This is a genomic window from Paenibacillus sp. FSL L8-0436, from assembly GCF_038593025.1.
Classification (GTDB): domain Bacteria; phylum Bacillota; class Bacilli; order Paenibacillales; family Paenibacillaceae; genus Paenibacillus_AQ.
The window spans coordinates 6,346,707-6,373,499 of sequence record NZ_CP151955.1 but is presented as its reverse complement, the minus strand read 5'-3'; the positions used below and the strand labels follow the sequence as shown (position 1 = coordinate 6,373,499).

Annotated in this window: 21 protein-coding genes; 17 read left to right on the top strand and 4 right to left on the bottom strand. The window is 48.1% G+C overall.

What is annotated here, in order from left to right; genetic code table 11:
• The first annotated feature begins 154 nt into the window (after nucleotides 1–154).
• The 9 genes from NSS79_RS29355 (at nucleotide 155) to NSS79_RS29315 (ending at nucleotide 11,945) form a co-directional block, all read left to right on the top strand.
• Nucleotides 155–814, top strand: a complete 660-nt coding sequence (locus NSS79_RS29355) for a TrkA family potassium uptake protein (protein ID WP_038596366.1) — start codon at nucleotides 155–157, stop codon at nucleotides 812–814.
• Between the two features lie 391 nt (nucleotides 815–1,205).
• Nucleotides 1,206–1,994, top strand: a complete 789-nt coding sequence (locus NSS79_RS29350; protein ID WP_342437203.1) for an RNA methyltransferase — start codon at nucleotides 1,206–1,208, stop codon at nucleotides 1,992–1,994.
• Between the two features lie 603 nt (nucleotides 1,995–2,597).
• On the top strand, nucleotides 2,598–3,611 hold the full coding sequence (locus NSS79_RS29345) for a substrate-binding domain-containing protein (protein WP_342437202.1): 1,014 nt from the start codon (nucleotides 2,598–2,600) through the stop codon (nucleotides 3,609–3,611).
• A gap of 53 nt (nucleotides 3,612–3,664) precedes the next feature.
• Nucleotides 3,665–4,831: a Xaa-Pro peptidase family protein gene (locus NSS79_RS29340; RefSeq protein WP_342437201.1), complete on the top strand. Its 1,167-nt coding sequence runs from the start codon at nucleotides 3,665–3,667 to the stop codon at nucleotides 4,829–4,831.
• Between the two features lie 90 nt (nucleotides 4,832–4,921).
• On the top strand, nucleotides 4,922–5,884 hold the full coding sequence (locus NSS79_RS29335) for an ABC transporter permease (RefSeq protein ID WP_342437200.1): 963 nt from the start codon (nucleotides 4,922–4,924) through the stop codon (nucleotides 5,882–5,884).
• 35 nt (nucleotides 5,885–5,919) lie between these two features.
• Nucleotides 5,920–7,410 (top strand): sugar ABC transporter ATP-binding protein, encoded by a 1,491-nt coding sequence (locus tag NSS79_RS29330; RefSeq protein WP_342437199.1) that lies wholly within the window; start codon nucleotides 5,920–5,922, stop codon nucleotides 7,408–7,410.
• A gap of 1 nt (nucleotide 7,411) precedes the next feature.
• Nucleotides 7,412–8,359: an ABC transporter permease gene (locus tag NSS79_RS29325; RefSeq protein WP_342437198.1), complete on the top strand. Its 948-nt coding sequence runs from the start codon at nucleotides 7,412–7,414 to the stop codon at nucleotides 8,357–8,359.
• A gap of 198 nt (nucleotides 8,360–8,557) precedes the next feature.
• Nucleotides 8,558–10,348, top strand: a complete 1,791-nt coding sequence (locus tag NSS79_RS29320) for a sensor histidine kinase (RefSeq protein WP_342437197.1) — start codon at nucleotides 8,558–8,560, stop codon at nucleotides 10,346–10,348.
• Nucleotides 10,341–11,945 carry a response regulator gene (locus NSS79_RS29315; RefSeq protein WP_342437196.1) on the top strand — a complete coding sequence of 535 codons (1,605 nt, stop codon included), beginning with the start codon at nucleotides 10,341–10,343 and terminating at the stop codon, nucleotides 11,943–11,945. The genes NSS79_RS29320 and NSS79_RS29315 overlap by 8 nt, the downstream gene beginning before the upstream one ends.
• Before the next feature lie 71 nt (nucleotides 11,946–12,016).
• On the opposite strand, the gene NSS79_RS29310 is transcribed toward NSS79_RS29315, so the two are convergent.
• On the bottom strand, nucleotides 12,017–13,345 hold the full coding sequence (locus tag NSS79_RS29310) for an extracellular solute-binding protein (RefSeq protein WP_342437195.1): 1,329 nt from the start codon (nucleotides 13,343–13,345) through the stop codon (nucleotides 12,017–12,019).
• Nucleotides 13,346–13,935: 590 nt separating this feature from the next.
• The gene (locus tag NSS79_RS29305; protein ID WP_342437194.1) at nucleotides 13,936–14,430 is read right to left on the bottom strand and encodes a PTS glucose transporter subunit IIA; all 495 of its coding nucleotides are present in this window, start codon (nucleotides 14,428–14,430) and stop codon (nucleotides 13,936–13,938) included.
• A gap of 63 nt (nucleotides 14,431–14,493) precedes the next feature.
• Between NSS79_RS29305 and NSS79_RS29300 the strand changes: the two genes are divergently transcribed.
• Entirely contained in the window at nucleotides 14,494–15,201 is a 708-nt protein-coding gene (locus tag NSS79_RS29300; RefSeq protein ID WP_076112612.1) for a GntR family transcriptional regulator, read from the top strand.
• 73 nt (nucleotides 15,202–15,274) lie between these two features.
• Here NSS79_RS29300 and NSS79_RS29295 read toward each other — a convergent pair whose 3' ends face one another.
• Nucleotides 15,275–16,474 (bottom strand): enolase C-terminal domain-like protein, encoded by a 1,200-nt coding sequence (locus tag NSS79_RS29295; protein ID WP_342437193.1) that lies wholly within the window; start codon nucleotides 16,472–16,474, stop codon nucleotides 15,275–15,277.
• A gap of 253 nt (nucleotides 16,475–16,727) precedes the next feature.
• Here NSS79_RS29295 and NSS79_RS29290 point away from each other — a divergent pair, with 253 nt between their 5' ends.
• Nucleotides 16,728–18,122 (top strand): PTS transporter subunit EIIC, encoded by a 1,395-nt coding sequence (locus tag NSS79_RS29290; RefSeq protein WP_342437192.1) that lies wholly within the window; start codon nucleotides 16,728–16,730, stop codon nucleotides 18,120–18,122.
• A gap of 204 nt (nucleotides 18,123–18,326) precedes the next feature.
• Here NSS79_RS29290 and NSS79_RS29285 read toward each other — a convergent pair whose 3' ends face one another.
• Nucleotides 18,327–19,454: an NADH-dependent flavin oxidoreductase gene (locus tag NSS79_RS29285; RefSeq protein ID WP_342437191.1), complete on the bottom strand. Its 1,128-nt coding sequence runs from the start codon at nucleotides 19,452–19,454 to the stop codon at nucleotides 18,327–18,329.
• A gap of 452 nt (nucleotides 19,455–19,906) precedes the next feature.
• On the opposite strand from NSS79_RS29285, the gene NSS79_RS29280 reads away from it, so the two are divergent.
• From NSS79_RS29280 to NSS79_RS29255, 6 genes are all read left to right on the top strand, one after another.
• Entirely contained in the window at nucleotides 19,907–20,410 is a 504-nt protein-coding gene (locus tag NSS79_RS29280) for a MerR family transcriptional regulator (RefSeq protein WP_342437190.1), read from the top strand.
• A gap of 396 nt (nucleotides 20,411–20,806) precedes the next feature.
• Nucleotides 20,807–22,582 (top strand): sensor histidine kinase, encoded by a 1,776-nt coding sequence (locus tag NSS79_RS29275; protein ID WP_342437189.1) that lies wholly within the window; start codon nucleotides 20,807–20,809, stop codon nucleotides 22,580–22,582.
• On the top strand, nucleotides 22,579–23,430 hold the full coding sequence (locus NSS79_RS29270; protein ID WP_342437188.1) for a response regulator: 852 nt from the start codon (nucleotides 22,579–22,581) through the stop codon (nucleotides 23,428–23,430). The genes NSS79_RS29275 and NSS79_RS29270 overlap by 4 nt, the downstream gene beginning before the upstream one ends.
• Before the next feature lie 236 nt (nucleotides 23,431–23,666).
• The gene (locus NSS79_RS29265; protein WP_342437187.1) at nucleotides 23,667–24,962 is read left to right on the top strand and encodes an extracellular solute-binding protein; all 1,296 of its coding nucleotides are present in this window, start codon (nucleotides 23,667–23,669) and stop codon (nucleotides 24,960–24,962) included.
• 89 nt (nucleotides 24,963–25,051) lie between these two features.
• Complete coding sequence (locus NSS79_RS29260; RefSeq protein ID WP_342437186.1) at nucleotides 25,052–25,936, top strand: sugar ABC transporter permease; 885 nt, start codon at nucleotides 25,052–25,054, stop codon at nucleotides 25,934–25,936.
• A gap of 12 nt (nucleotides 25,937–25,948) precedes the next feature.
• Nucleotides 25,949–26,776, top strand: coding sequence for a carbohydrate ABC transporter permease (locus NSS79_RS29255; RefSeq protein ID WP_342437185.1), 828 nt, complete (start codon nucleotides 25,949–25,951; stop codon nucleotides 26,774–26,776).
• The last annotated feature ends 17 nt before the right edge of the window (nucleotides 26,777–26,793 follow it).

The window sequence follows — 26,793 nt, the reverse complement described above, 5'->3', positions numbered from 1 at the left end:
ATCCTGCCAATGGTTCGCAGAACTGGCTTAGGAAGCCTGCTCATGCTGAAACGCCCTGTACTAATGTGCCCTGCGGCGATGCTGAAAATTCAAGTTTGTGTGTGCTTATGCTATACTGTGTGAGATGTAAAATGTGAGCGGGAGGTACACGGACATGGCTAAAAAACAATATGCCATCATCGGAATGGGACGTTTCGGCTCAAGTGTAGCCAAGGCGCTCAGCGGGATGGGATTTGATGTGCTGGCCATCGATTCGGATGAGCAGCGCACACAGGAAATTTCGGGAATTGTTACCCATGCTGTATCTGCAGATTCCACCGATGAGGAAGCGCTGCGTGCACTGGGCATTCGAAATTTCGATGTTGTCGTTGTGGCAATCGGAGAAGATATTCAGGCGAGTATTCTTACGACGCTGATTTTGAAGGACCTTGGGGTGCCGGCGATTCTGGTCAAGGCCAAAAGTGAGCTGCACGGCAAGGTGCTAAGCAAGATCGGTGCAGACAAAGTCATTTACCCTGAACGGGACATGGGCATGCGGGTGGCGCATCATCTGGCCTCGCCGAACATCCTTGACTATATTGAGCTGTCGCCGGATTACAGTATTCTGGATATGAAGGTTCCCAGGCCGATGCTGGGCAAAAACCTGCAGGAGCTGAATATCCGCGCCAAATATGGCTGCAATGTGATGGCGATCCGCCGGGGCGAAGAAATGAATATTACTCCAAGAGCCGAGGACCGGCTGGCCGATGGCGATGTTCTTGTCATCGTTGGCCACAAGGACAACCTGACCAAGCTGGAGATGGCATATCAATAACGCACGAGCAAACGAAGTATAACGTGGCTCTCGCGGTGCTGTAGGAAGTGTTAAGTGCGCTGACGATAGTGGCCGGATTTGCTTAGTTGCACTCTGTACAGCTATTTGCTTCGTTAACCGCTTGTTCAGAAGGATAGATGTATTTCGTGCAATTAAAATTTAGCATACCCCCGGTTTATAGCCATAATGATGATTATAAATGTACAGACTACAACTAAATTGGAATTAGCGGTAAAAAGCGTGGTTTTAGTTGCAGGAAATACACTTAAAATGAAGCTGTGTGCAGGTGCAGCGTGTTAGAGAAATACATGGGAAGATCGTAGTGACTGCAAGGAAAAAGGCAGAAAAGATGCGATAACTAAGCTGCAGGTGAACAGAAAGGTAGGACCTCATGGAAATTATGTCTCCGCAAAATACGCGGGTGAAGGAATGGGCCGGACTGCAGGAGAAGAAACACCGCGATAAGTCCGGTAAATATATTGTGGAAGGTATTCATCTCGTACAAGAGGCGTTGCTGGCCGAAGCCGATGTGGAAATATTGGCGTATGACCTCGATAAGGGCATGCCGTCTGAGCTGAAGGAACTGCTGCAGGCGGTACAGGGCATGGAGGTCATCGGCGTATCAGCGCCGGTGATTGCGAAGTGCAGCAGCACCAATACGCCGCAGCCGGTATTTGCGGTGGTGCGCAAGGAACAGCAGGGCGTGGAGACGATCCTTGCGAAGCCGGATAGTCTAGTCGTTGTGCTGGACGGAGTTCAGGACCCCGGCAATGTGGGGACGATCATCCGCAGCGCGGATGCGGCAGGCGCGGACGGCGTGATCCTCGGCCAAGGCTGCGCCGATCTGTACAACCCGAAGACCATCCGTTCCACGATGGGCTCGATGTTCCATCTCCCGGTGGTGGAGGGTGATTTAAGTGTTGTTTTGCCGCAGGCGCGGGAACGCGGCGCACTCTTAGTCAGCACCTCGCTGACCGGTGAGGACTCGTGCTACACCCACGATTTTCACGGCAGCCAGTGGCTGCTGATCGGCAGTGAAGGTAAGGGCATCTCGCCGGAAACGGCCGCGCTTGTCGATAAAAGCATTATCATCCCGATGGCTGGCCGTGCCGAATCGCTCAATGCGGCGATGGCAGCGACCATTCTGTTGTTTGAAGGGATGCGGCAGCGGGGGTTATAACTAAATAATAATTCCTATCCATTTTCCCAATAACTGTCCCAGAATAAAAATAACTGTCCACAAATACCCAAAGACTGGAGAAGATCGATTCTTTCCTCGATCCAATCCCCAGTCTTTTTTCATCTTCTGCGGCGAACCCATGCAGGGATCTCTCAGTCTTTTCCCGAATCATACTCAAGCAGAAACCCAAGCAACTCAAGGGTTCAGAAGTTTTGTGGGGTCTTTTACTCAAGCACTTACTCAAGCTATTCCCCTGGTTTTTGAGAACCTGATCCCCAGCTTTCCCCCTACCTTTTCAGACACTAATTTTTATCTTGAAAATGAAGGGGAAGCCTTGTGGGGCAAGGGATTGGGGAGGGTTTGGAAGAGGGAAACATTTGGGACAGGCAGATAAGGTTCAAGACAGCATCAGAGCAAAGCCCTAGCCGGAACAAGGCTTGGGTTTTGCTCTTTTTACTCTCCGGCATCAAAACTTTCAACCCTGATGTCATTTTTTTCAACCTTAATCGGGCGGCAATTAATTATATAATCAATTCAAGGCAACAAGCTATAAACACTGGAAGGAGGACGGCGGCTAGGTCAACACTAATGACAGGGGGAATAATGATGAAGAAAAAAACTTCGGTATTGGCATTGTTTTTAGTGCTCTTGATAGCGGTTACAGGATGCGGCGGAGGGGCTGGTAATGCAGGCACGACAGAAGCGGCCAGTACATCCGAAGGCTCCAATTCATCCGGGAAATCGGGAGACGGAAAAATTGTAATCGGTTTCTCGCAGACGGTCATGAATCACCCGTTCCGGATTGCCAACGTAGATACGGCAAAGAAGGCAGCCGCCGATCTCGGGGTTGAGATTATTGTGACAGATGGACAAGGGGACGCAAACAAGGAAATCGCCAACATCGAGAGCCTGATCGCCCGCAATGTCGATGCCCTTATCGTGAGCAGCCTGTCGGGCAACGCGATCTATCCCGCATACAAGGAAGCGGAAAGAGCGGGCATCCCGCTGATTATCGCGGCCTCCGGCGTACCGGACGATGATAGCATTCCCTATACGACATTCGTTGCTTCGGATGAGGTGATGATGGGCCAGCAGGCGGCGAAGTACATTGCCGACAAGATGGGCCAAAAGGGCAATCTGGTCATCCTCAACGGTGTCGTCGAGTCGACCAACTCTCAGCTTCGTACGCAGGGATTCATGCCGGAGATTCAAAAGTATCCGGATATCAAGATCGTGGCGGAGCAATCCGGAGAATGGCTGCGGCTGCCGGCGATGCAGGTGATGACGAATATTTTGCAGGCCAACAGCAAGATTGACTTCGTGTTCGCCCAGAATGACGAGATGGCGCTTGGCGCGATTGAAGCCATTAAGAAAGCAAACCGGATGAGTGAGATCAAGGTGGTCAGCATGGACTCCCAGAAGGAAGCGCTGGAGAAGATCAAGAACACGGATGAGCTGCTGATGTCCGTGAAAAATGAATGGAGCTTCGAGACGGCTGTGAAGCTGGCGATCGATGCGGCGAACGGCAAAGAGATTCAGAAGAGAGTGATTCTGGACTCTCCTGTAATCGACAAGTCGAATGTCGATGACTTCTACGATCCGAATTCAACGTTCTAAAAGAAACATATTCGCCAACACCAATCCAATTATAAATTCAGGAGGAATTCATCATGGGTTTTGAAGACGTATTGCAGGAAATTCCGGTAACCGAGTACAAGGAACGTTTGCAGAAGGCAAGAGTGAAAATGGAAGCGGAAGGCCTGGACGGGCTGCTGGTTTATTCAGACTCGTACCGTATGAGCAATGTCCGCTGGTTAGCCAACTATCGCGCATTTGACGGGGTATTCCCGTATCCGGCCATGGTGTTTATCCCGCTTGACGGCGAACCTACGCTGTTCGCGGAAGGCAGTCTGGTATCCTATGCCGCCGACGAGACATGGTTCTCCGATGTAAGAGGCATCCGCCAGGAGCTTGGCAATGTGCTGAAGGATTTCCAGAAAGGCAGAAATTCCGCCAAAATCGGCCTCAGCGGCTCGAAATACTGCGCGCTTGAATTCTATGAGACGATCCGCGACAGCCTGAATCCAACCTCGATGCTGCAGAAGACCAATATCATCGAGTACCTGAAATCGATTAAGAGCGAAACGGAAATCCGTAATATGAAAGTAGCCGGCCGCCTGGCGGACATGGGGATTGAAAAAATCCACGAGCTGCTCGCCACCGAACGCCTGACCGAGAGAGAAGTGACGCGTCAAGCGATGGCGCACATGTTCGCGAGCGGTGCGGACACCGTCTCGTTCGACATGATGGTCCAGTCGGGACCGAACTCCGGGGACTTCTTCCTGGCCCGCCCGCGTGACCGCGAAATTGTCAAAGGCGACACGATCCTCATCGATATCGGCTGCCGTTATAACGGATATTCGTCCGATATGGCGCGTGGTGTAGCTTACGGCAAGGTGGATGCGGAGAAACAGCGCCTGCTCGATACCTGCCTGGAAGCATGGAGAGCGGGAATGTCCGCTCTGAGACCGGGCATGACCGGCGCGGAGGCCGATGTGGCCGCCAACGAAGTGCTGAAGCGCGAAGGATATCCGCATATGGCCGGTGAAGGCCGCGGCTGCGCCCACTCCACAGGCATGGATCCGGAGGAGGAAATTCCGGTAGTAGGCCCGGACAGCCAGGATATTCTGGTCGAGAACCAGACGATCGCTTTTGAAATTACTCTGCTCATTCCCGGATATGCCGGGACCCGTGTAGAAGATACGGTTGTGATCCGCAAAGATGGACCGGAGTCGCTGACCAATCATCCGTATGTCTGCAACTGGTACCAGGATTAAAATTTGAGATTAGCAATGATGGCTTTGCCTCAGTTAAGCGTCCGTATGCAAAGCCATCATTGTCCCATTAAATAAAGGGGAATCAAGCAGATGGAAACCATTAAGAAAGCCCGTACGCTCTTGAAACAGGAAGAGACGCTGCTGCTGCTGTTTATCGTAATCGTCACATTAATCTCTCCGATCTTCTCACCGGAGTTCTTCACTTCCTATAACTTCTCAAATCTGCTGCGGCAGATCTCCTATCCGGCCATCGTGTCGATCGGGATGCTGCTGACGGTACTGATCGGCGGCATTGACCTGTCGGTGGGTTCCGTGATGCAGGCGGTAAGTTTAACGGCCATTATGCTCGTTCAGCTGCAGGCGCCAACCGGCGTAATCGTGATAGTTGTCCTGGCACTGGGTTTGTTCCTCGGTCTCATTAACGGCATGCTGATTACCTTCGGGAAGCTGCAGCCATTCATCGTAACGCTCGGGACCAAGGTAATTATCGACGGAACCACGCTGTTTATGACGAAAGGCAAAGGCATCAGCGGAGACGCGAGCGACAGCTTTCTTTCCATTGGCGGGGGGTACATCGGGGCTATTCCCAATCCCGTCATTATCATGCTAGTGTTATACATCATCGGGTTCATTCTGCTGAACAAAACGATCTTTGGACGGCAGATCTACAGTGTAGGGTCCAACCGGGTGGCGGCTTATAACTCGGGCATCAACGTTAAAAAAGTACAGCTGAGCGTTTATGCGCTGTCCGGATTGTTCGCCGCGATAGCGGGCCTGCTGATTGCCTCCAGAACCGGCGCTTATCAGCCGATGTCCGGCAACAGCGGAGCAACAGGCATGGAGCTGAGCGCCATCGCCGCCGTCGTGGTGGGCGGAGCCAGCTTATCCGGCGGAAAAGGCACAATCTGGGGAGCCTTTTTAGGTGCTCTGCTCGCCGGGCTGCTGTTTAATCTGCTCGTATTCCTGAACATGAACCCTTATATTCAGCAGTTCATTCTGGGCATCATCATTATGGCTGCCGTCGTCTTTTCCGCTTCCAAGAACCGCAAGTAACTACAAATCCATGTATATGACAAAGAGGGAACGCTATGGATAATGTCATCCTTAAATTAGACGGAATCTCCAAGCAGTTCGGCAATCATTATGCGCTGAAAGATATTAACGTGAACATTAGCGAAGGGGAATTCCATGCGATTGTCGGCGAGAACGGGGCCGGCAAATCAACCCTGATCAAAATATTATCCGGCGTTCATTTGCCTTCGGAAGGCAACGTTCATTTTAAAGGCCAGTCCGTCAAGTTCCTGTCGCCTTATATGGCGCAGAAGAGCGGGGTCAGCACGTTGTTTCAGGAAATTCAGGAGATTCCCGCGCTGTCGGTGGCGGAGAATATTTTTCTGGGGAGAGAACCGCAAAAGGGTTCCCTGCTGCAGTGGAAGACGCTGTATAAGGAAGCGGGAGAGCTGCTGAACAATCTCGACATCAAGATTGACCCTTATAAGAAAATGGAAGAGCTGAGCATCTCGGAACGGAAGATGGTCGAGATCGCCAGAGCCGTTTCGTTCAACGCGGAGCTGCTGATTATGGATGAACCTTCCGCAAACCTGAACGAAGACGAGCTGGCTGTGCTGTTCAAGACGATTGCCGAGCTCAGAAAAAGAAAGGTAACGATCATCTATATTTCGCACCGGCTGCGGGAAATCTTCGCCATGGCTGACCGGGTTACCGTTCTGAGGGACGGACAGCATGTAAAAACGATGGATATCAAGGATACGGATGAAGCACGGCTCGTCCAGCTGATGATCGGGCGGGAGCTGAATGAATATTATCCTGTGAACACGGAACAGATCGGTGCCAAAGTGCTGGAGATTTCTGATTTGAATGTGCCGGAGCTGCTGCATAATGTGAGCTTAAGCCTGAACAAACGCGAAATTCTCGGCATTGCCGGATTGGCGGGCTCGGGCGGAAATATTTTGACTAAAGTGTTGTTCGGGCTGGTCAAAGGCTATTCGGGTAAGATGGTGCTGGACGGCAAGCCGTTCGCTCCGAGAAATCCGCGGCAGTGCATTGCGGACGGGATTGCATTTGTGCCGGAGGACCGTAAGACGCAAGGGTTATTTCTGAATTTAAGTGTGCGGACCAATATGTCCATTACTTCGCTGCGTAAGTTCAGAACGTTCGGTCTGATCAGTGAGCCGAAGGAAAGCAGGCAGGCCAATGAATTGGTGCAGCAGCTGTCGGTAAGACCGAAGAACATTAAGGCGCCGATCCGCTCTCTCAGCGGAGGCAACCAGCAGAAGGCGCTTATTGGACGCTGGCTCCTGGACAAGTATAAAATTCTTATTCTCGAAGAGCCTACCCGGGGTGTAGATGTCGGGGCCAAGATGGAAATTTACCAGGAAATCAACAAGCTGCTGAGCCAGGGCCTGTCCCTGATCATGGTCTCCTCCGAGCTTCCCGAGCTTCTGGGAATGTGTGACCGGATTCTCGTCTTCTCCGGCGGCACCATTACCGGCGAGCTGCAGCGGGACGAAGCATCCGAAGAGAAAATTATGGAATACGCACTGCAGGAGGTGAAATGAAATGAATATGGCGAAATGGAGAAGCTATCTTCCGCTGGCAACCCTCTTCCTGTTAATGATCGTAGGTTCACTGCTGTCCGATAAGTTCCTGACGTACGCCAATCTGATGAATTTGTTGCAATACAGTGCGGAAAGTGCGCTCATTGCCGTAGGTATGACACTTGTTATTCTTACGGGAGGGATCGATCTTTCGGTCGGATCCGTTGTGGCTTTAACGGCGGTCGTCAGCGCCAATACGCAGCATTTGGGCGTGTGGGGCATTCTGGCGGTGGTGATCCTGATCGGGGCTCTTGTCGGTGCGCTTAACGGAGTCGTGCTGACGAAATTCCGGGTCGAGCCTTTTATGGCGACGCTGGCTACGATGGCGATCTTCCGGGCCGTTGCTCTCTGGTACACGAACGGCGGGCCAATTATCGGAACGGTGACACCTGCGTTTTCGAATATAGCGAACGGAAGTTTGCTGGGCATTCCGCTTCCCGCCGTCTATGTCGTAGTGGTGTTCATCCTCGGATATTTCGTTCTGAATCGTACACCGTTTGGCAGACATGTGCTGGCTGTCGGCGGCGGGGAAGAGACATCCCGGTTGTTCGGGATCAAGGTTGAGCGCGTTAAGGTGATCGTATATATCATCAGCGGCGTTCTTGCCGCCCTGGCCGGGCTGCTGATTACTTCCCGGATCGGCATGGGTGAACCGCGCTCGGGTTTTCAATTTGAGCTGGTGGCCATTGCCGTCGTGATTGTCGGGGGAACCAGCCTTACCGGAGGCCGCGGCACGATCGGCGGAAGCTTCATCGGACTGCTCATTTTCGCTGTTGTCATGAACATCATGAATCTGCTGAACATCTCATCCTTTGTCCAACCGATCGTGCGGGGACTGATTATTATCCTGGCCGCCCTGGCGATTTCCCGGATGGTAAAATCGAAATCCTCAGCTGCGGAAACTTCATGAGCGAAAGACGCATAGCGAATGTGCAAAAGAGTAAAGGCCGGACGGTCCGCATCATGGGGGCGTTCGGCTGTTTTCACTATATGGAGTTTAAAGGCGAACCATGTCGGATACGCGGCAGCAGGTTAATTTTGTTCATTAACATGTAAAAGGATTCTTGGTAGTATAGGTACAACCTATGTTTGAAGGAGCTGCTGGATATTGAAGCGCGCACTGCTAACCTACCTGTCTTCCAGCGTAAAGCGCAAGATGATTCTGATGGTTGTAGTCATGCTGATTCTTGTAATCGCTATCATCGAGATTGTCACTTACGCCGTTTCCATTAATTTTCATCTGAACGACGCCAAGGCAAATGATACCCAGAAGGTGCAATTTATCAGCGAGAATATGGACGATGCCATTTCGTATATGGGCAAGCTGATGGACAGCATTACCGAAGATTCAGATATCCAGTCTATGCTGCTGCAGACGAACCAGCTTACATATGAGAAGTTAAGTGCGCTGGAACAGCTGGTCGTTTCCAAAATCCTGTACTCCACCGATAAGCTGGAAACCGTCTATCTCTTCAATACGCAGCAGTTCCTGGTCAAGCTGAACTATAATACTTCCGGGAGTGTGAATAATAAGGACGATGTGCAGTCCGAGTTGAAGAAACAGCGTTATGACACGGTGGGAAGAATCACCTGGAGGGTTAACAAAGGGGTTATTTATATCGAAAGAGCCATCCGGGAACGGGATTCGCTCAAGATGCTCGGTTATATAACCATTTCGCTCAAGGACGATTATTTAAAGCAGCGCCTGCAATCCGAGCCTTACCGCTACAGCTATGTGTTTGATGAGCAGGATCGTATCGTTGTCAGCAGCAGCGAGGATCCCGATATCCACGTGGAGGATCTGCTCCGTCGCGCGAAATTGCAATCCGCCGAGAGGCCTTCTTTATTAAATATGGAGCCGTACGGAAAAATGCTGTTCACAACCTTCGTATCCGCCCAGGAAGGGTGGACAGTAGTCTCGCTTGTGCCGCTTAAGGAAATCTCCAAAGGCACGGAACTGATCGGACGCTGGATCACCGCGATCGGAGTGATCGGCGTGCTGCTGGGCATCCTCTTGACCTGGTTCACGACCAGCCGCTTAATCGCTCCGCTCCACGCGCTTAAGCAGGTTATGGATCAGGTGGAGACAGACCATTTCGATCAGCAGGTCAGAATCAACCGGAGGGATGAGTTCGGGCGGCTCGGGCGCAGCTTCAACCAGATGATGGGCAAGATCAATTATTTGATCTCCGAGGTGTACCAGAAGGAGCTGGCCCAGCGTGAATCCGAATACCGGGCGCTTAAGGCCCAGATTAATCCTCATTTTCTGTACAATACGCTGGATACGATCCGCTGGCTGTCCATGTACGGTGAGAATGACAAGATCGAGAATGTGACCATCTCCCTGGCGCAGCTGTTGAAGGCCAACCTGGCCGATCACCGGGAAATGGTGCCGGTCCGCTCGGAGCTGGAATATATCAATGCTTATTTGGCTATTCAGAAGACCCGCTTTGAGAGCCGGATCACGGTTTCAATCCACATGGACGACGACATTGCGGAGCTATGGATTCCCAGGTTTATTTTGCAGCCGATTGTGGAGAATTCGTTCGTACACGGGCTGGAGAATAAAGTCGGTCCGGGCAACCTGAGCATAATCGGGATCGTGGATGGAGGGAGCGTAAGATTCCGGGTGATTGATGACGGTGTCGGGATCGAGGAACAGAAGCGGGACCGGCTGCTGGAATTCACGGGCGAGGTGGACCTCGGCAGCGCCAAAGGGACGGGCAACGGAATGAGAAACGTACACAAACGGATTCAAATGCTGTTCGGCGAAAGCTACGGTCTGACGATCAACGGCATGCCGGGCAGCGGTACCATTGTCGAGATTATAGTGCCTGTAATGGTGAATGTAACTGCGCCTCCCAATACTGCGGATGAAGGTGGGAAGAATATTGTATAAAATCGTGATTGTGGATGATGAAGACATCGTAAGCCGGGGGCTGAGCGAGAAGGTAGACTGGAGCAAGCTGAACTGCACAGTATGCGGGACGGCCGCCAACGGACTGGAAGGCATGGAAGTCATTGAACGCTTTAAGCCGGATATCGTCATTACCGACATCAAGATGCCGGGGATGAACGGGCTGGAGCTGGCCGAGCATATCAAGCGTCATTATCCGGGGATGATCACGATTCTCCTCAGCGGATACAGTGAATTCGACTATGCCCGTACCGCAGTAAGGCATCAAGTATTCGATTATCTGCTCAAACCGATCAAGATTCCGGACCTGAATGCCTGCATTCTTAAGGCGGTGGACAGGATCAACGGCAAGAGGGCTTCCCTGCTGCAGGCGGCCAATGACTCCAAGCGGGAGAACGCGGACATCGTGGAGGCGGGCATCCTAATGAATGTGATTGTGAACGGCAATAAGGATATTGCCGCTATGCGTACAAAGCTGAAGGATTACGGTATCCAGCTCGGCTGCGGTGTGGTCGTGGTGTTTGAGATGTATAATCCCTCGGATCTATCTTATGAAGAGTATGCCTCCCTGTACCAGTATGCCGTCAACAATATAGTGAATGAAACGTACCGCCGCTTCCAAATGGCGACCTCCATCGTGGATATGGAAGGGAAGAGCGTTGTCGTCGTCAAGTCTGATCCCGCCTTGCAGCAGGTGATTATCCGCAAAAGAGTGGTGGAAGCGACAACCGAATGTCTGGAGAACATCGAAATGTATTTAAAAAAGCAAATCAGCGTCGGCATCGGCACCAACTACCGGGAGATCAGCGAGTTGTACAGCTCCTTCCAGCATGCGCTCAAGCTGCTCGAGACCCAATTGTTCTGGGGAAGTCTGATGCCAGAGCTGCAGGATGCACTTCAGTGCAGCTCTGGCAAGCCGCCCTTGGGCCGCATGGATGCGGAATGGTTTGAGGCGATCTGTGACGGCGACGAGCCGAAAGCGAAACGGTATTTGGACGAATTCACGGCCGGCATTAGAGCCGGCAGGAATAAAAGCATCGCCCTGAACAGCTGTATTGACTTCCTGCTCGGCCTGTCCAAGCATGTGCCGGAGTGGAAGATAAAGGACCGGATCACGGAAGCCATTGCGGGAATCACCGGACTGAGGACCTTCGAAGAATATACGGACCTATTAAGCCGGATTACGGCCCTGGCCTGCGAGGAGGCGTTATGGAGGAAGGAAGAAGCGATGGGAAGAAGCCTGGCGGAGCGGATCGCCCGGTATGTGGATGATCATTATGCCGAAGCCGAGCTGAATCTTCAATTGGTTGCAGACTTGTTCCATGTGAGCGCCAGCCATCTCAGCAGAATTTTTAAAAAAGAGCTGGGGACTAACTTTAACGAGTACCTGTCGCTCAAACGGGTGGAAAAGGCCAAGCAATTACTCACCGGCAGCCGGCGTTTGACCGTACTGGAAGTTGCCCACCGGGTCGGGTTCGCGGACGGCAAATACTTCGGGCAGGTGTACAAAAAATATTATGGAATGACGCCCTCGGAATATAAAGAAACCTTGTTCGGCCCCCGGTGCAATGCGTTATAACGCCAGGAGGGCGCACAGCAAAAATCTCTATCCCCGGCCGGTTTGGCAAAACAAGCGGGGATAGAGATTTTTTATTTGATGCCCTTCTTTTTGATTTCCGCCTTGGCTTCATCCAGCGCCTGCCTGGCCGTCTTCCTGCCGGTGAGCGCCGAGGTGATGGCATCCTGCAGCACACCCGACCACTCCACATAAGATGACATGCTCGGCCTGTTGATCGCATATTCGAATTGTTCGGTCATCAGGTTCCGGTTCAGGTATTTTTCCTCATTCTCGAACTGGTCGATCTGCTCGTTCCAGACTGAAAGGCCTCCAAGTTGGTCCTTGGCGGACACTTCATTTCTCATGCTAATCGTCAAATCAATAAATTTCCAGGCCCAGTCTTTATGACGTGAAGTTCGGGTAATGCCGAGTGCGCCGCCCCCGGTAACGGTGGAGCTTCTTTGATATCCCTGGAAACCGGGAACGAGCGCCATTTTAAAGCCGGGTTTGCGGCTGAGGATCGGATCGGCATAAGCCCAGCTGATCAAAAAAGGCAACTTGCCCTCCGCGAAGGTCTCAATAGCCGACATATCGCCTGCAGTCAGGGAAGCGGGATCGGATAAACCGCTGCTCCGCAGGGTGTTCACCATGAATTCCAGCGCCTGCACGCCGCCGCCTTCATTGAATACCCAGCGGCCGTTGGCATCCTTCGCCTGCACACCCAGGGCGTTGGCCAGCAGCGTATAATCAGTGATCAGGCCTTCGCCAGGCTTCCAGCTCCAGATCAGGCCGTACTTGGCAAGTCCCTTATCCTGAATGTACTTCGCCATGTCCTTTAGTTCCTCCCAGGTGGCTGGAGGAGCATAAATGCCGGCGCTTCTCAGCAACGTTTCATTATAGTAGAGGAACTTCTCTTCCATGATGACCGGGAAGGCATATAAATCGGGAAGCGCATATAAATCATTGCTGATGACCCGCTGGTTATAAGCAATGGGTACCAATTTATCAATTACGTTTCCTGTGACATAGTTCCGCAGAGGCTCAAGCAAGCCAGCTCTGGCGAATCCGGTGGTCCAGACCGTATCGACCAGAATAATATCCAGATCTGTGCCTCCCCGCAGGATGCTGTCTTCTATCTGGTCATGCAGCGAGTTGATATCGGTGGAGCGGATATCGACTTTGATCCCGTATTGCTCTTCATACCGCGCTGCAATTTGCCTGATATATGGCAGATAGGAGTTTTCGATCAGAATGCTGATCTGGTCAGGACGGCCGGAGGCCGGAGACGTTGAATGGGCTGCTTCATTTCCGGATTCACGTTCATTCGAACGGGTGCTGAAGATGAAGATGGCTACCAGGGTCAGGAGTGACAGTAATAACAGATAATAAAAAAGCTTGGATTTGAGCATAGACTTGTCCATACACCCCCAAAGCATAGTCGGGTTATCTTCCTCTAATAGTATAGTGGGATTATTTGATTAAATCGACAGAAATGTTTTTTTCGAAACTGATTTAATAAAGGCTTAAATCTTATTATTGACAAGACTCCACTCGACGATAAGTCAACTGGTAACAATGTTGAGAAAACAGCTGTACTAAAATTAATTGATTTCTGTTTAGGGGCCAGTGCTTTCAGTGTTGGTAGCATTGACTCTTGTTAATGACTTAGATGAGACATTAGAAATTACAGAAACTATAATATTAGAACCATTTTGGGGGAGTTATTATGCCGCAATTTGCTTTCTTTGATCCATTTGATGACTGGTAAAAGTTTACTTATATGGATGGTTAGAGGAAATAAATGAGCTTATAGCTTCAAAATGAGACCGAGAAATAGCAGCAATCCCTTGTGTGACAAGAGATTTCTGCTATTGGTGTGGGCAGGGCTATAAGTAATACAGCGTACAAACGTTATTTATACCACACTGAATTTTTATATCATATGGTAATAAATACCAGACTAATTTGTACTTCTGTAATCAAATTATTAGCGGAAGCAGCCCTGAACAACTTAATAAAATATACGTAACACCGTCTCGTTCGCAGGTTGTTTACTCTCGCTTACAACCTCGACCCGCGATATGTTGTCCTGTCCTCCTGGAACAACGATGGGCGTAACCGTAGAACATCCGTTTTCCCGGAGAGTTTCCATATCAAATTCCAGTAGAAGCTGCCCTTTTTTCACCCGGTCGCTGTTGCTTACATGAGCTGTAAAACCCTTTCCTTTTAGAGAAACGGTATCCATACCAACATGAATGAGCAATTGAACGCCGGAAATGTGCTCAATGAGAATAGCATGCTTACTCTTTTCCATGATATGGGCGATAATGCCGTCAAAAGGAGCAATGACCCTGCCGGAATCTGGCAAGATGGCGAATCCCTCGCCCATCGCTTTACTTGAGAAGGCTTCGTCCTGGACTTCATCCAGAGCTAAGAATTGACCGGAGAGAGGTGATGAGATATCTATGGAAAGCGATTCTATCTTTTTTTTCTTAAACCCAAACATAGGTTTTCCTCCTGTAACTGTGTGTTAGAATAGCAATGAAACAACGAATAGGGGGCCTGCCTTGTGAACAAAAGAGACTTTGTCATCCATGATCTGCTCAGTAAAATCTATCAAAAACATTATTCAGACTGGAAGCTTCCTACAGAAAGAGAATTGGCGGCGCAATATAAGGTTTCCAGATTTACAATACAAGAATCCATTAAGAAGCTGAAATATATGGGTATGGTTAAGGTTGTCCAGGGCTCGGGTATTTTTATTAACAAAAATATTCAAGCCAGTCCGCTGATCTACAACTCACTTACAGAGAATCCTTATTCCAATATTCAGTCTAAGGTCATTGAGCTGCAGAAGCTTCCTTCCACCCCTAGTGACCAGCAAATCTTTAATATAACTGCCGAGGATGAAGTGTGGATGTACCAGCGCTTGAGAATCGTTAACTACCAGACAATGCAGATTGAGCAGTCGAGATTGCCTGCGACATTATTCCCTGTATTAACACAGAAGGATGCCGAGAATTCCATTCAGTCATTTGTGAAAAAGCATAAGTTCACTATCTCACATTACCTGAATACTTATGAGGCAATCTCGCTTGATAAAGAACAAGCGATGTTCTTGCAGCAAAAAAAGAAAAGTCCAGCAATGAAAATTTCAAGCCGTGGAATACTGAATAACGGTACCATTTTTGAAATCAGTGAAATTGTGGCTGTCGACTATAAGTGCACGTACTTGACGGCCTTCAACAACGAGCATCACAAAAGAAGAAACCTCTGATACGCAACTAATCATTGACCTGAAACTCTCCGTGCTGACCGCCTGTGCCGGAGAGTTTTTTGCTGCGCCTTAATTACGGCGTCATTAGCGTCCCGTCGGGTAATCTGGCCTGTGTCCATTCATGCATACGGTATTCCACCGGGAAGGCGCCTGCCTGTTCCTCATTGAACTCCACGCCGATGCCCGGCAGATCAATCGGATAAATATAGCCATCAATGGCGTCAATATTGTGCGAAAATACGCTGCGGGTGTTTGCTTTAATCGGAATATTCTCCTGAATCGCTGCATTATGCAGATGAATGTTGAGATGTGTATTGACGGCAATTCCAATTGGGGTAATATCGGATGGTGTATGCCAGGCGATACGAACCCCAAAAGCCTCGCATAATGCTCCAAGCTTCAGTGCAGGTGTAATTCCCCCGATTTGGGATACATGGCAGCGGATGAAATCAATCTGTCTACCCGCAATCAGGTTTCTCCATTCCAGCGGATTGTTGAACAGTTCGCCTGTGGCAATCGCCGTTGACGTTTGTGAGCGGATCTGCCCTAACCATTCATTCTGATCCGGCGGCAAAATATCCTCGATAAAGTAGGGTTTATACGGTTCGACCGCTTTGGCAAACTGTACGGCCTGATTGGGGAATAACCGCTCGTGAACATCATGAAGAATATGGAACCGGTTGTTATACTTTTCCCGCAAAAGAGCAAACATTATGACCGTAGTCTCCATATACTCGTCCTGATCATAATAGGAGCCCACTGTGGAAGTGGCCGGAGAGTGCAGCTGTGAAGGATTCCCCCCGTAGAAGCCAAGCTGGCAACGGATGTGCTTGTATCCTTGTTCAAGGAGTCCATCAATCTCGCTGTACAGATCTTCAATATTGTCAGCAACTGCATGAGTATATGCTGGAATGGCATCCCGTGATTTGCCGCCAAACAGCTGATACAATGGCATACCGGCGAGCTTGCCTTTAATATCCCATAGAGCCATATCAACACCGGAAACTGCATTATTCAGAATAGGTCCGTTGCGCCAGTATGAATTGACCATCATCATATGCCACAAGTCTTCAATATGGTTGGCGTCACGGCCAAGTAAAATCGGTCTGAGGTATTCCTCTATGACGAGCTGGACGGCTTTGGGCCGTTGCTGAAAAGTGGCGCAGCCATATCCAATGACTCCATTATCCGTAGTTACCCTGACAACCACCAGATTATGACGGTCAGGTTTTAGTATAAAGCTTTCCACATTAGTGATGATGGAAGGGTTCATGTTTCTCCTCTTTTCTACAATTTCTAAGAGTATTGAACCATAGTTTGAAAGGAAGAATCAATTTGGTTTGGTAAACCGGTTGAATAACGAAAGATATCAGTCCAATTATGATGTAAATTGAATGAAAACCCTTTTTTATAAAGGTTTTTTTGATAAAGGCGAACCATTTTGGACTGCTTTTATTAGAAGTTTCTTTATGATACTATTCAGTGTGTAAACGGAACCAATATCCATTAGGACAGGAGAATTCTTGATGAGCAAAGAGAAAGCGATTAAGGACATGATTGCAGGTATAGGCGGTGAGGAGAATATTGAAAACGCTTGGCATTGTATGACACGACTTAGATTTGAGCTGAAAGATAAAAATAAAGTAGATATTGCGAAAATCAAAGAGTTGGACCCAGTACTTGGTGCGCAGTTCAATCAAGACCAGTTTCAAATAATACTAGGTCCTAAAGTCGGAGAATATTACACCGTTCTGGCTAATGAGCTCAAGCTGAAGGATGCGCAGAGTCCTGAAGAGGAGAAGGGAAGCAAGCAAAAAGTAGGTTTTGTTACTCTCTTCATGAACATAGTATCTGGTGTATTCGGGCCCATTGTACCAGCAATTGCAGGTGCGGGATTAATCAAAGGACTTATTGCCGGTTTGACTGCACTTCATTACATCTCAGATAAAAGTGAGACCTTTCAAATAATAAATATGATGGCCAGTGGTGTGTTCACTTTCCTGCCATTCTTCCTGGCAGCCTCGGCGGCCAAGATTTTTAAGACCAATCAGTATTTGGCCATTGCCATAGCGGCAACTATTATGTTCCCAACGATGGTGGATGCGGCGAAAGCCGGTGAAATATCCTCTTTTCATTTCCTTAATCTGCTCCCGATTCCTGTTTTCAACTATAGCGGAACCGTCATCCCGATTATTTTTGCCGTTTGGGCGATGAGTTATATTTATGGCTGGGTTAACAAGATTGTTCCGGAAGTGCTCAGAACGGTAGTTACACCAACGTTGACTCTATTTATCTCTGGATTTATGGCTTTAGCTGTTATTGGTCCAATCGGTGTCTATTTAGGAAACGGACTGGCTTGGCTGGTTCAAGGCTTGTTTGACATCTCCCCTGTTCTGGCTGGTGTGGTTGTTGGTGCGATTCGTCCAATAGCTGTCTTTACGGGCATGCACCATGCCATGACCCCAATTGCGCTGCAGAACTTTGCAACACAAGGCTATGATATGTTAATGCCAATGATGTGTATGGCTAACTTCTCGATTGTAGGCGCAACCTTTGCCGTGTATTTTAAAGTGAAGACCCCGAAAGAAAAAACAATTATCGTCTCCGCTGCCGTATCCGGCTTGCTGGGAATAACAGAGCCCGCTTTGTTCGGGGTGTTAGCAAAGTACAAAAAAGCCTTCTTGGCTGCCACGATTGCCAGTACGGTTGCTTCCGCCTACATTAGTTTCTTCGGTGTCCGTTTGTACGGATATGTACTGTCCAGTATTTTCAGTATTCCGGCATACATCGGCCCCTACTTTGTCTATGCAATTTCGGGAATGTTCATTGCGGTTGTGGTAGGTTTTACCGTTTGCAATCTACTTCTGAGTAAAAATGATGTTGAAAATGCCAATAAAGCCTCCCTGCAGTCTGCACAGTAATGCAGCAAATATGTTAGGGTACCGAACTTAAATTTTGCTGTATAACGTTTTCGAAAGATATTGAAGGCAAAGCAAGAAGTGAATTACAACTCACATTAATGTCCACAAGAAGCCAAAAGACTGGAGAAGATCGATTCTTTCCCCGATCCAATTCCAGTCTTTTTGTCGTTGCGGCAAATTTTCATCTTCTTACAGGGGGGACTGTCAACCTTGATTTGCAAACGGGAACCATCCTGGGGTATTGATAATTTTCTGCCATAATGGATCAGAGATTCCCAATTGTTCTTGATCATTTAAAGTTAACTCAGTACGAATTTCACTTTCCTTACCTTGAGTTATTTTTTCAACCCAATCTGGATCGATAATCAATTCTCGTCCAAGTGCTATAAAAGGGACACCCGATTGCAGCGCTCTAAGCGCCTCATCAGGTGTGTGGATTGAACCTACACCGATAACGGGAACTCTTTGCCCAACGAGCTCATAAATAATTTCCATTCTAGAGCGATTGTCCTCTACTCCACGTCTAGGCTTAGACCAGAAGTTCATTAAAGAGACATGCAAATAATCCAAGTTTTGGTTTGCGAGGGTATCTATCAATTTTAGTGTATCGGCCATTGTAATACCGGGTGTCATTTCTTCTTCCGGGGACAACCGATATCCCACTAGAAACGGCTGTTTGGCATGTTCAGCCACCACTTTTTTCACTTCATCTACAATAGCGAGCGGAAACGCCATACGTTTGTCCACATTTCCTCCCCAGCGATCATCACGCCGGTTTGTGTATGGTGAGAAAAATTGTTGAATAAGGAATCGATTTGCCCCGTGAATCTCTACCCCGTCGAAACCAGCCTCGATCGCCCTACGGGTGCTAGTGCCAAACGCATGAATGATCTCTATAATTTCCTGCTCTTCGAGTGCTCGAGGGATCACACTTCCCCCTTCCTTAGCAACCGCACTCGCACTTACAATCTCACCATTGGGTACCACTTCGGGCAGACATTCGCGACCACCATGAAAGATTTGTAGAATGGCTTTTGCCCCGTGTTTCTTTATTGCTGCTGCCAAACGTTGCAGGCTTGGGATCATATCATCACGATCAGCCCCCACCTCCCCGCCAAAAAGCTTTCCATTTGGTGTCACCACGGTACTTCCAGTGACAGCTATTCCAACACCGTTCGAACGGCTTTCGTAATACGCGGTTATCTCATCAGATAACGTACCGTCTTGCTGAGAATAAGAAATGGTCATGGGTGCAAGAACGACGCGGTTCTTTACTTCGACCCCATTCTTGAAACGAAACGGCTCCATTAAAGGTTGATATTTTGGGTTCATAGTTGTTCACTCCTGTTATCTTTTCTGTAATTACTAAACGTATTATATAGATTGAACTTATAATTCTTCTATTTTGGGATTGTTCGTGACTCCAGAGAATGTTTGGACTTCCGGCCGCTGTTAGGTTTTGGATTTCCTGAATTTAACCGCGAATCGCGGTAGAAATCCAAACCTAAAGGCGGACGCTATCGCTCCTACAGTTCCAAAATTCCCCTCCGCCACTTTTCCCTAAATATAATTCTCAAGTTCAATCTATATAGTGCAATATTTTCACGTTGGTTCGTGTTCGTTGTAAATTTCCTCCTTCCCCGTATAACGGCTATGTTATTTGTTGGAGTCGGCTTTAAGTCAAGACATAAATATCGAATTAGTTGTTCCAAGGTTAGAGACTTGACTTGGAGCCGACTCTAAGATGTATAATGCCCCTAAGTTTCAATTTCCGGAGGTGCGGGATGATAACCGAGCAAACGTTCACGATAAAGCAAACTGCGGAGCTAACTGGACTTTCTGAGGATACGATCCGTTATTACGAAAAGATTAATTTGCTCCCTCAGGCGGACAGGAAGGACAATGGGCATCGAGTTTACCACCAGAAGGACATCAATACGATCCGGTTGATAGTCTGTCTGAAAAAAACGGGGATTTCCCTGGAGGCAATGAAACCATTTTTGAAGGTCTCCGCTGACGCTGATCCCGCCGAACATCTGGAATTGGTTGAGGAATTAAGGAGCCAACGCGATAATATTGTCAGCCAAATCTCATCGCTTCAGCAAATCGTTGATTTCATTGACATAAAGTTAGAAGAAGGGCGACCCCGAGGGGAATGCTCAGATCAAACTCCAGACGGCGTTCAAGAAGAATTCAAGGAGACAAAAACAAAGCCCATTTCCGTCGTAGAGATGAGTTATTTTTCCGCATCTGCGAAAACGGGCAAGTTACCAAATGCGATTAAATAAGCTTGTGTGCTTAATCAAACAGTGGCAGTCTAGGACATTTGTTTTTGTCTAGGACTGCCACTGTTTTATATAAGCCGGGGTCATTCTACGGAGGGGAATTTGGAACTGGAGGAGCGGTAGCGTCCGCCTGAAAGCTTTCAAAAGGAAAGCTAGCATCGAAAGCATAAGCAGTCCACGGATTTCTACCGCTAATAGCGGTATTGATCAAGAAATTCTTACGACAACAGCAGCCGGAAGTCTAAATATTCACCGTAGCTGCAACTGATCCTGTACTCTAAAACCCTGAGTTCAATCTATATAATCAACAGACTTGCTTTAAAATGTTATAGTTATATAAAAAAATATGATTATCAATTCCGCTGAAATATTGAATATACAATGGAGGTCAGACGAAACATGCCGCTGCGGCAAAAGATTCTAATCAGCAACATTCTTATCGTATCGCTGGCCCTGGTAATCTTTATAATAAGCATTCATAGAATTGTCTTTAATCAGACCTTGGAAAGGACTTCAGCAAGCTCGCAGCAAGAAGTGAAACTGATAAAACAATCTATGGAGACCGTGTTTCAATCTGTTCAGAACTTCTCGAAATTCGCTTTGATAAATCAGGATACACAGAAGGTGCTCAGTAGAGATACCGTAGCAAGTGATGACGTTTCTGCTCTGAAGTCAATACATAATACGCTGGCTGCGATGCTGGAGACCGAGCCGAATATCGATTCCGTTATTATCGAATCCTTAAGCGGCGAACTCTATTATACCTCCAATTTGACCGGTGTTACTTTGCAGAGTCTCGGCATTTATCCCAAAGAAGCGATTGATGCTGCAAAAGGTGGAGCGGTCTGGGGAGATACGTTGCAGCCATCATTTCTGTCCGGTATGAAGAAGAAGAATATGATTAGTGTGTGCAGAGTTATTATGAGCATGGAGAAGGGGACTCCGCTTGGTTATATTTATGTGAATATTGACGAGCGGACACTCGCCCGAATGTACCATAATGAACATTCTAATCAGAATCCTACTTTGGTCATTAACCAGGACGGAATAATTGTATCCGCGAATGAAGCTTCACTGGTCAGCCAGGCGATTCAAGATGACTCTCTTGCCAAATGGGCGAAGTCAGCAGCTGAAGGGAGCAGGACCGAGCAAGTCGATGGAATACGTTATTTAGTGTCCTTACAAAGCCTTGATCCCTATGGCTTGAAGGTTGTCCACCTGGTTACCACTTCAGAGTTGACCTATGGGTATTGGAAAATCGCATTATTAATGGTCGGCTTCGGACTGATCAGCATGCTCTCGGCAGCGTTTTTGTCCTTTGTGTTCTCGCGGCTGCTAACTCGGCCCCTTAGCCAGCTCAGTGAGGTGATTGTTGAAGTGGGTGCCGGGAACTTTGATGTTCGTGCATCCGCCGAAACGCAAGACGAAATTGGCAGGCTGGGTGCGACATTTAATGAAATGGTGGAGCATATTCAGGGATTGATGCTAAGAATTGAAGATGAAGAGAAGACGAAGCGGCTGCTGGAGCTAAGGCTGCTGTATTCGCAGATCAAACCGCATTTTTTGTATAATACGCTGGACACGATACGTGCGATGGCTGTGATGACGAATGCCAAAGAAATAAGCAGTATCCTAAAGGCGCTTGGCGAATTCTACCGGATTTCACTTAGCAATGGGCAGGAATTAATTGCTGCTGCACAGGAAAAAAAACATCTGGAAAGCTATTTATACATTCAGCAAATCCGCTTTAAAAAGCTGGATTACCGGATTTCGTTTGAACCGGGAATAGAGTCCTGCCAAGTGCCTACGATGCTGCTGCAGCCTCTTGTCGAGAATGCGATCCACCATGGAATCAGAGGGATGCCTGACGGAGGATTGTGCGAAATCATAGGCTATACGGAAAGGACGGGCGAGAAGAGCAATCTCTGCTTTATTGTACGTGACAACGGCAAAGGCATGAGTGAAGAGGAAAAACGGCTTATTTGGTCTGACAATGGCGAAGAAGAGGTATACAGCTTCGGACTTAAAAATATTCAGGACCGGATTCAACTGAGGTTCGGTGAATCTTATGGCATCGTCCTGACATCTGAACCAGGCAATGGAGTGGAAGTGCAGGTACGTTTGCCGCTGATCTTGAAAACGAGCGGACAGGAGGAGGGGACAGCTAGACTATGAATACAGCGCCGGTAGCCCGCGTCCTGATTGTGGATGACGAATATTATTTCAGGCAGCTTTTGATCCATTTGATTGATTGGACTTCTGCCGGTTTTGAGGTGGTCGCAGAGGCTGAAGAGGGTTTGGCAGCCTTGAAGATTATGAAGGAACAAGCGATTGATCTCATCATTACAGATATTGAAATGCCGAATATGAATGGGCTAGACTTTGTAAAGGCCGTCCGCGCCCTAGACTCAGCTGCAAAGCTGATTTTCATCACAAGCTACGACAACTTTACTTATGCACAGAAGGCCATTTCGCTCGGAGCGGATCATTATTTGTTGAAGCCCATTGATGAGGAAGCGGTTGAACAAGCACTTATAACTATCCGTACGCAATTGACTGAGAAATGGGAAGCAGAGCGTTATATTAATCGTTTGAAAAAGGAAGCGGGTTATGTACAAGAACCGGAAGCAGGGCAGTCAACTGAGGAGGGAAGGCGTCAGGGCAGCGGTAAACGGCTGGTTCGCAAAGCGGTTGATCATGTGACTGCACATTATGCCGATGACAGCTTGTCGCTTCAGAGTACAGCGAGTGTCCTCTTCGTGAATCCGAGCTATTTAAGTCACATGTTCAAGAAGGAGACAAGTGAGTCTTTTGTGGAATATGTGACCAATGTCCGTCTTGGCAAAGCTATGGAGCTGTTGCGCCAAGGGGCTGCTGCGGATGAATCCTTGGCTCCAAAGGTAGCGACGATAGCACATCAGGTCGGCTATAGGGATCCGTTTTACTTTAGCAAATGCTTCAAGAAGAAGTACGGAATTACCCCAAATAAGGTATACGAGGGGTCCAATGTAGAGAGAGATTGAGCAGTTGCTAGTTGAAGTCCGGTTTTCCAGCCGGGCTTTTTTGTTCGTGCAAAGTAAATCTGATGTTCAGGGGATGTTAACACGGGTGTGGTTTGTAAACGTGGTGTTAAGTAATATAACATACCTAAAAATTTTACTGTCAAAACCAATATATATCCATTCGAACCTAGCTTCACACTTGTTAAGATTGTACCTGTAGCTCGTATCCGTAAATTTTGAAAGGTGGTCTAAATCAGATGTTTGGTAAAAAGTTTGGGGTTATTGCAGCATCCGTCGCGCTTGTTAGTGTAGTGCTTACTTCTTGTGGAGGTGCGGAAGTAAACAATGGAGGGACTCAGAACAAGGAAGCGACAGCAGCGGATAGTAAGAAATCTATCACGTTATGGATATTCGATGCAGATCCGATGTACCAAGCAACTGCCGAAGCTACCGCAGCGGAAATTGGCGCTGAACTGAATTATGAATACATACAAGATGAGACATACAAAACTAAACTAAGTGTTGCGCTTGCTGCAAATGAACTTCCGGATGTTTTCCAACAGCATGCCGGAAAGTCATACCGCACCCCTGTTCTGCAGTCGAAGACAGTTGCTCCATTGAACGATACGCTGGATTCCACGGGACTAGGCTCGCAATTTCTGGACAATCAGTTGGTCACAGAGGAAGATGGCAACATCTATTCCGTTCCTTCCAACATCAGTACAACACTGGTTCTTTACTATAACAAAAAGCTGATGGGCGAGCTTGGCGCTTCTGCTCCAACAACGTGGGATGAACTTCAGGCGTTGATTAAAACCGCAAACGATGAAGGTGTGATCCCAATCGCACTCGGCGGAAAAGAAAGATGGCAGGCAGATCTGCTCTACAACATGCTTGTAGCGCGTGAGGACGTTAATGCCTTCGATGAGGCGATTAAAGGACAAGCTAAATTCACAGACGCACCATTTGTTGATGCAGCGAATCAGGTGGTAACATTGGTGAACTCAAATGCCTTCCAAAAGGGTTTCCTCGGCTCCGCCTACCTGGATGCACAAGAACTGTTTAAGAATGATAAAGCCTTGATGTGGATCGACGGCAGCTTTAACTTCACTTCTCTGTCGACTGTAATGGGCGACAATTTGGGATATATCGCATTTCCGAAAACAGGTGCAGAAGAGATTCACAGTTCAACAATCGGTTTCCAGAATGCTGAGGCGCCTTACTCATTGTTTGTCAACAACAGCTCCAAAAATGTGGATGCAGCCAAAGAATTCGCCATTCGCATGTCTTTGAAGCTCAATGACGAATTTGTTAGAAAAGGTCTGCCCGGATATGCCAAAAGCGACGTTAAGTCTGAATCACAGAATGAGCAGCTTTCAGCTTACGCTACAGATATCGGTAAAACCACTAAAACACAGGCGATGTGGTTCGGTCTGCTTTCAGCAGATGCAGGTCAGGAATACCGTGATCTGACACAGCAGCTATATGGTGGCGTGTTGACAGCTGCGCAGTTCACAACTGAACTGGAAACCTTGCTTCGCAAGGCAGAGTAAGCTGTAGCGTTTCAAAAATATATTCTGGGAAAAGCGATGCAGTCAGTTGGACCGCATCGCTTTTCTGCAACTTGACAGGTGGGTAAGTGATGGAAAAAGCGCTCTCAAATAAAAAAATATTAGCTTTGTTTTTATTGCCCGGATTAATCGTGTTTCTGATCTTCTATTTCGTGCCTATTTTGATTACAGCCTATTACAGTCTCCAAGATTGGGATGGCATCAATCCCATGACCTTCATTGGACTAGACAACTATATTGAGATGTTTACGGTTGATAAAAGTTTTTGGCAAGCGGTATGGAACAGCCTCGCCTTTTTGCTTGTAGGTGTGTTTATCCAGTTGCCGATCTCGTTTGCCTTGGCGATGCTGGTCTCCCGAAAAATGAAGGGGCGTAAATGGTTCCGCAATATTTACTTTTTCCCTGTAGTGATGTCAACAACAATGGTGAGCCTGCTATGGGTCAAAATCTATGATCCGAACATCGGCATGCTGAACACGTTAATGGATGCCATGGGACTGGGAAGTTGGACACAAGCATGGCTTGGAGACACTAAGACGGCACTACTGTCCGTATTAATCGTAACCACTTGGCATTACGTGGGTTACAATATGCTGATCCTGTTCGCCGGAATGCAAGGTATCCCGGAACAGTATTATGAAGCAGCGAAGCTGGACGGAGCGACAGGCTGGAAAGCGGTACGTTATATCACTTTTCCTTTATTATCTGATGTATTACGGATCTGTATCGTCCTAAACGTTATATATGCACTGAAAACATTCGAAAGTGTGTATGTGATGACTAATGGAGGACCGCTTGATTCAACAACTGTGATTGCGCTAAAAATGTTTCAGGAAGCGTTCCTGAAGCAGAATTTCGGTTACGGCAGCGCGCTTGCTGTATTTATGGTGCTGGAATGTCTCATTATTGCCTGGGTGATTAACAAGTTGTTGACCCAGGAAAAAATTGAATATTAAGGAGGACAGGTCATGTTCAATAAAACGAAAAATACAGCTATTTACATACTGATGATCATCATCGCCGTCCTCCAGTTGTTCCCGCTCTACTGGCTTGTGGTAAGTGCGTTTAAGGATAACTCGGAGATTATTGGCGGAGCGGTCTGGGCGTTGCCCACCAAATGGCGTTTAGACAATTTCACAGAGGCTTGGGTAAGCGCTAAAGTCAGCCAATACTTTTTCAACAGTGTGACCGTCACGCTGGTTACACTCTTTTTTGTGCTTCTGTTTGCTTCGATGATGGCGTATGCTTTGACACGCATGAAATTCAAATATAACGGTGTGATTTTGTTCGTTCTATTGATGGGCGTTATGGTTCCAATTCACGCTACGCTAATCCCGCTCTTTATGATACTCAAGAATCTTGGCATTCTCAGTTCGAGATTATCGATTATTTTGCCGTATATTGCTGTGAATTTGCCTATTGGCGTATACATGCTGTCGGCTTTTCTGCGGACCATGCCGAAGGAACTGGAGGAAGCTGCGTTTATGGACGGCTGCGGAGTCGTTAAATCCTTCTTCAAAGTTGTGCTGCCCTTGCTGAAGCCACCACTCGCTTCGGTAGCGATCTTCGTGTTTTTAGCCGTATGGAATGAGCTTCTCATGGCTGCGACCTTTATTCAAAAGCAAGAGCTGCGGACGTTGCCGCTGGGCCTGATGAATTTCAGCGGTCAATACAGCATTAGCTGGGGACCGCTCGCAGCAGCCATGGTCATATCGACCCTTCCCATTCTACTGGCCTACGTACTGTTCAGTGACCAGATGGAGAAGAGTTTTACCGCAGGTGCAATTCTGAAGTAAAGAGACGAGAGAAGGAT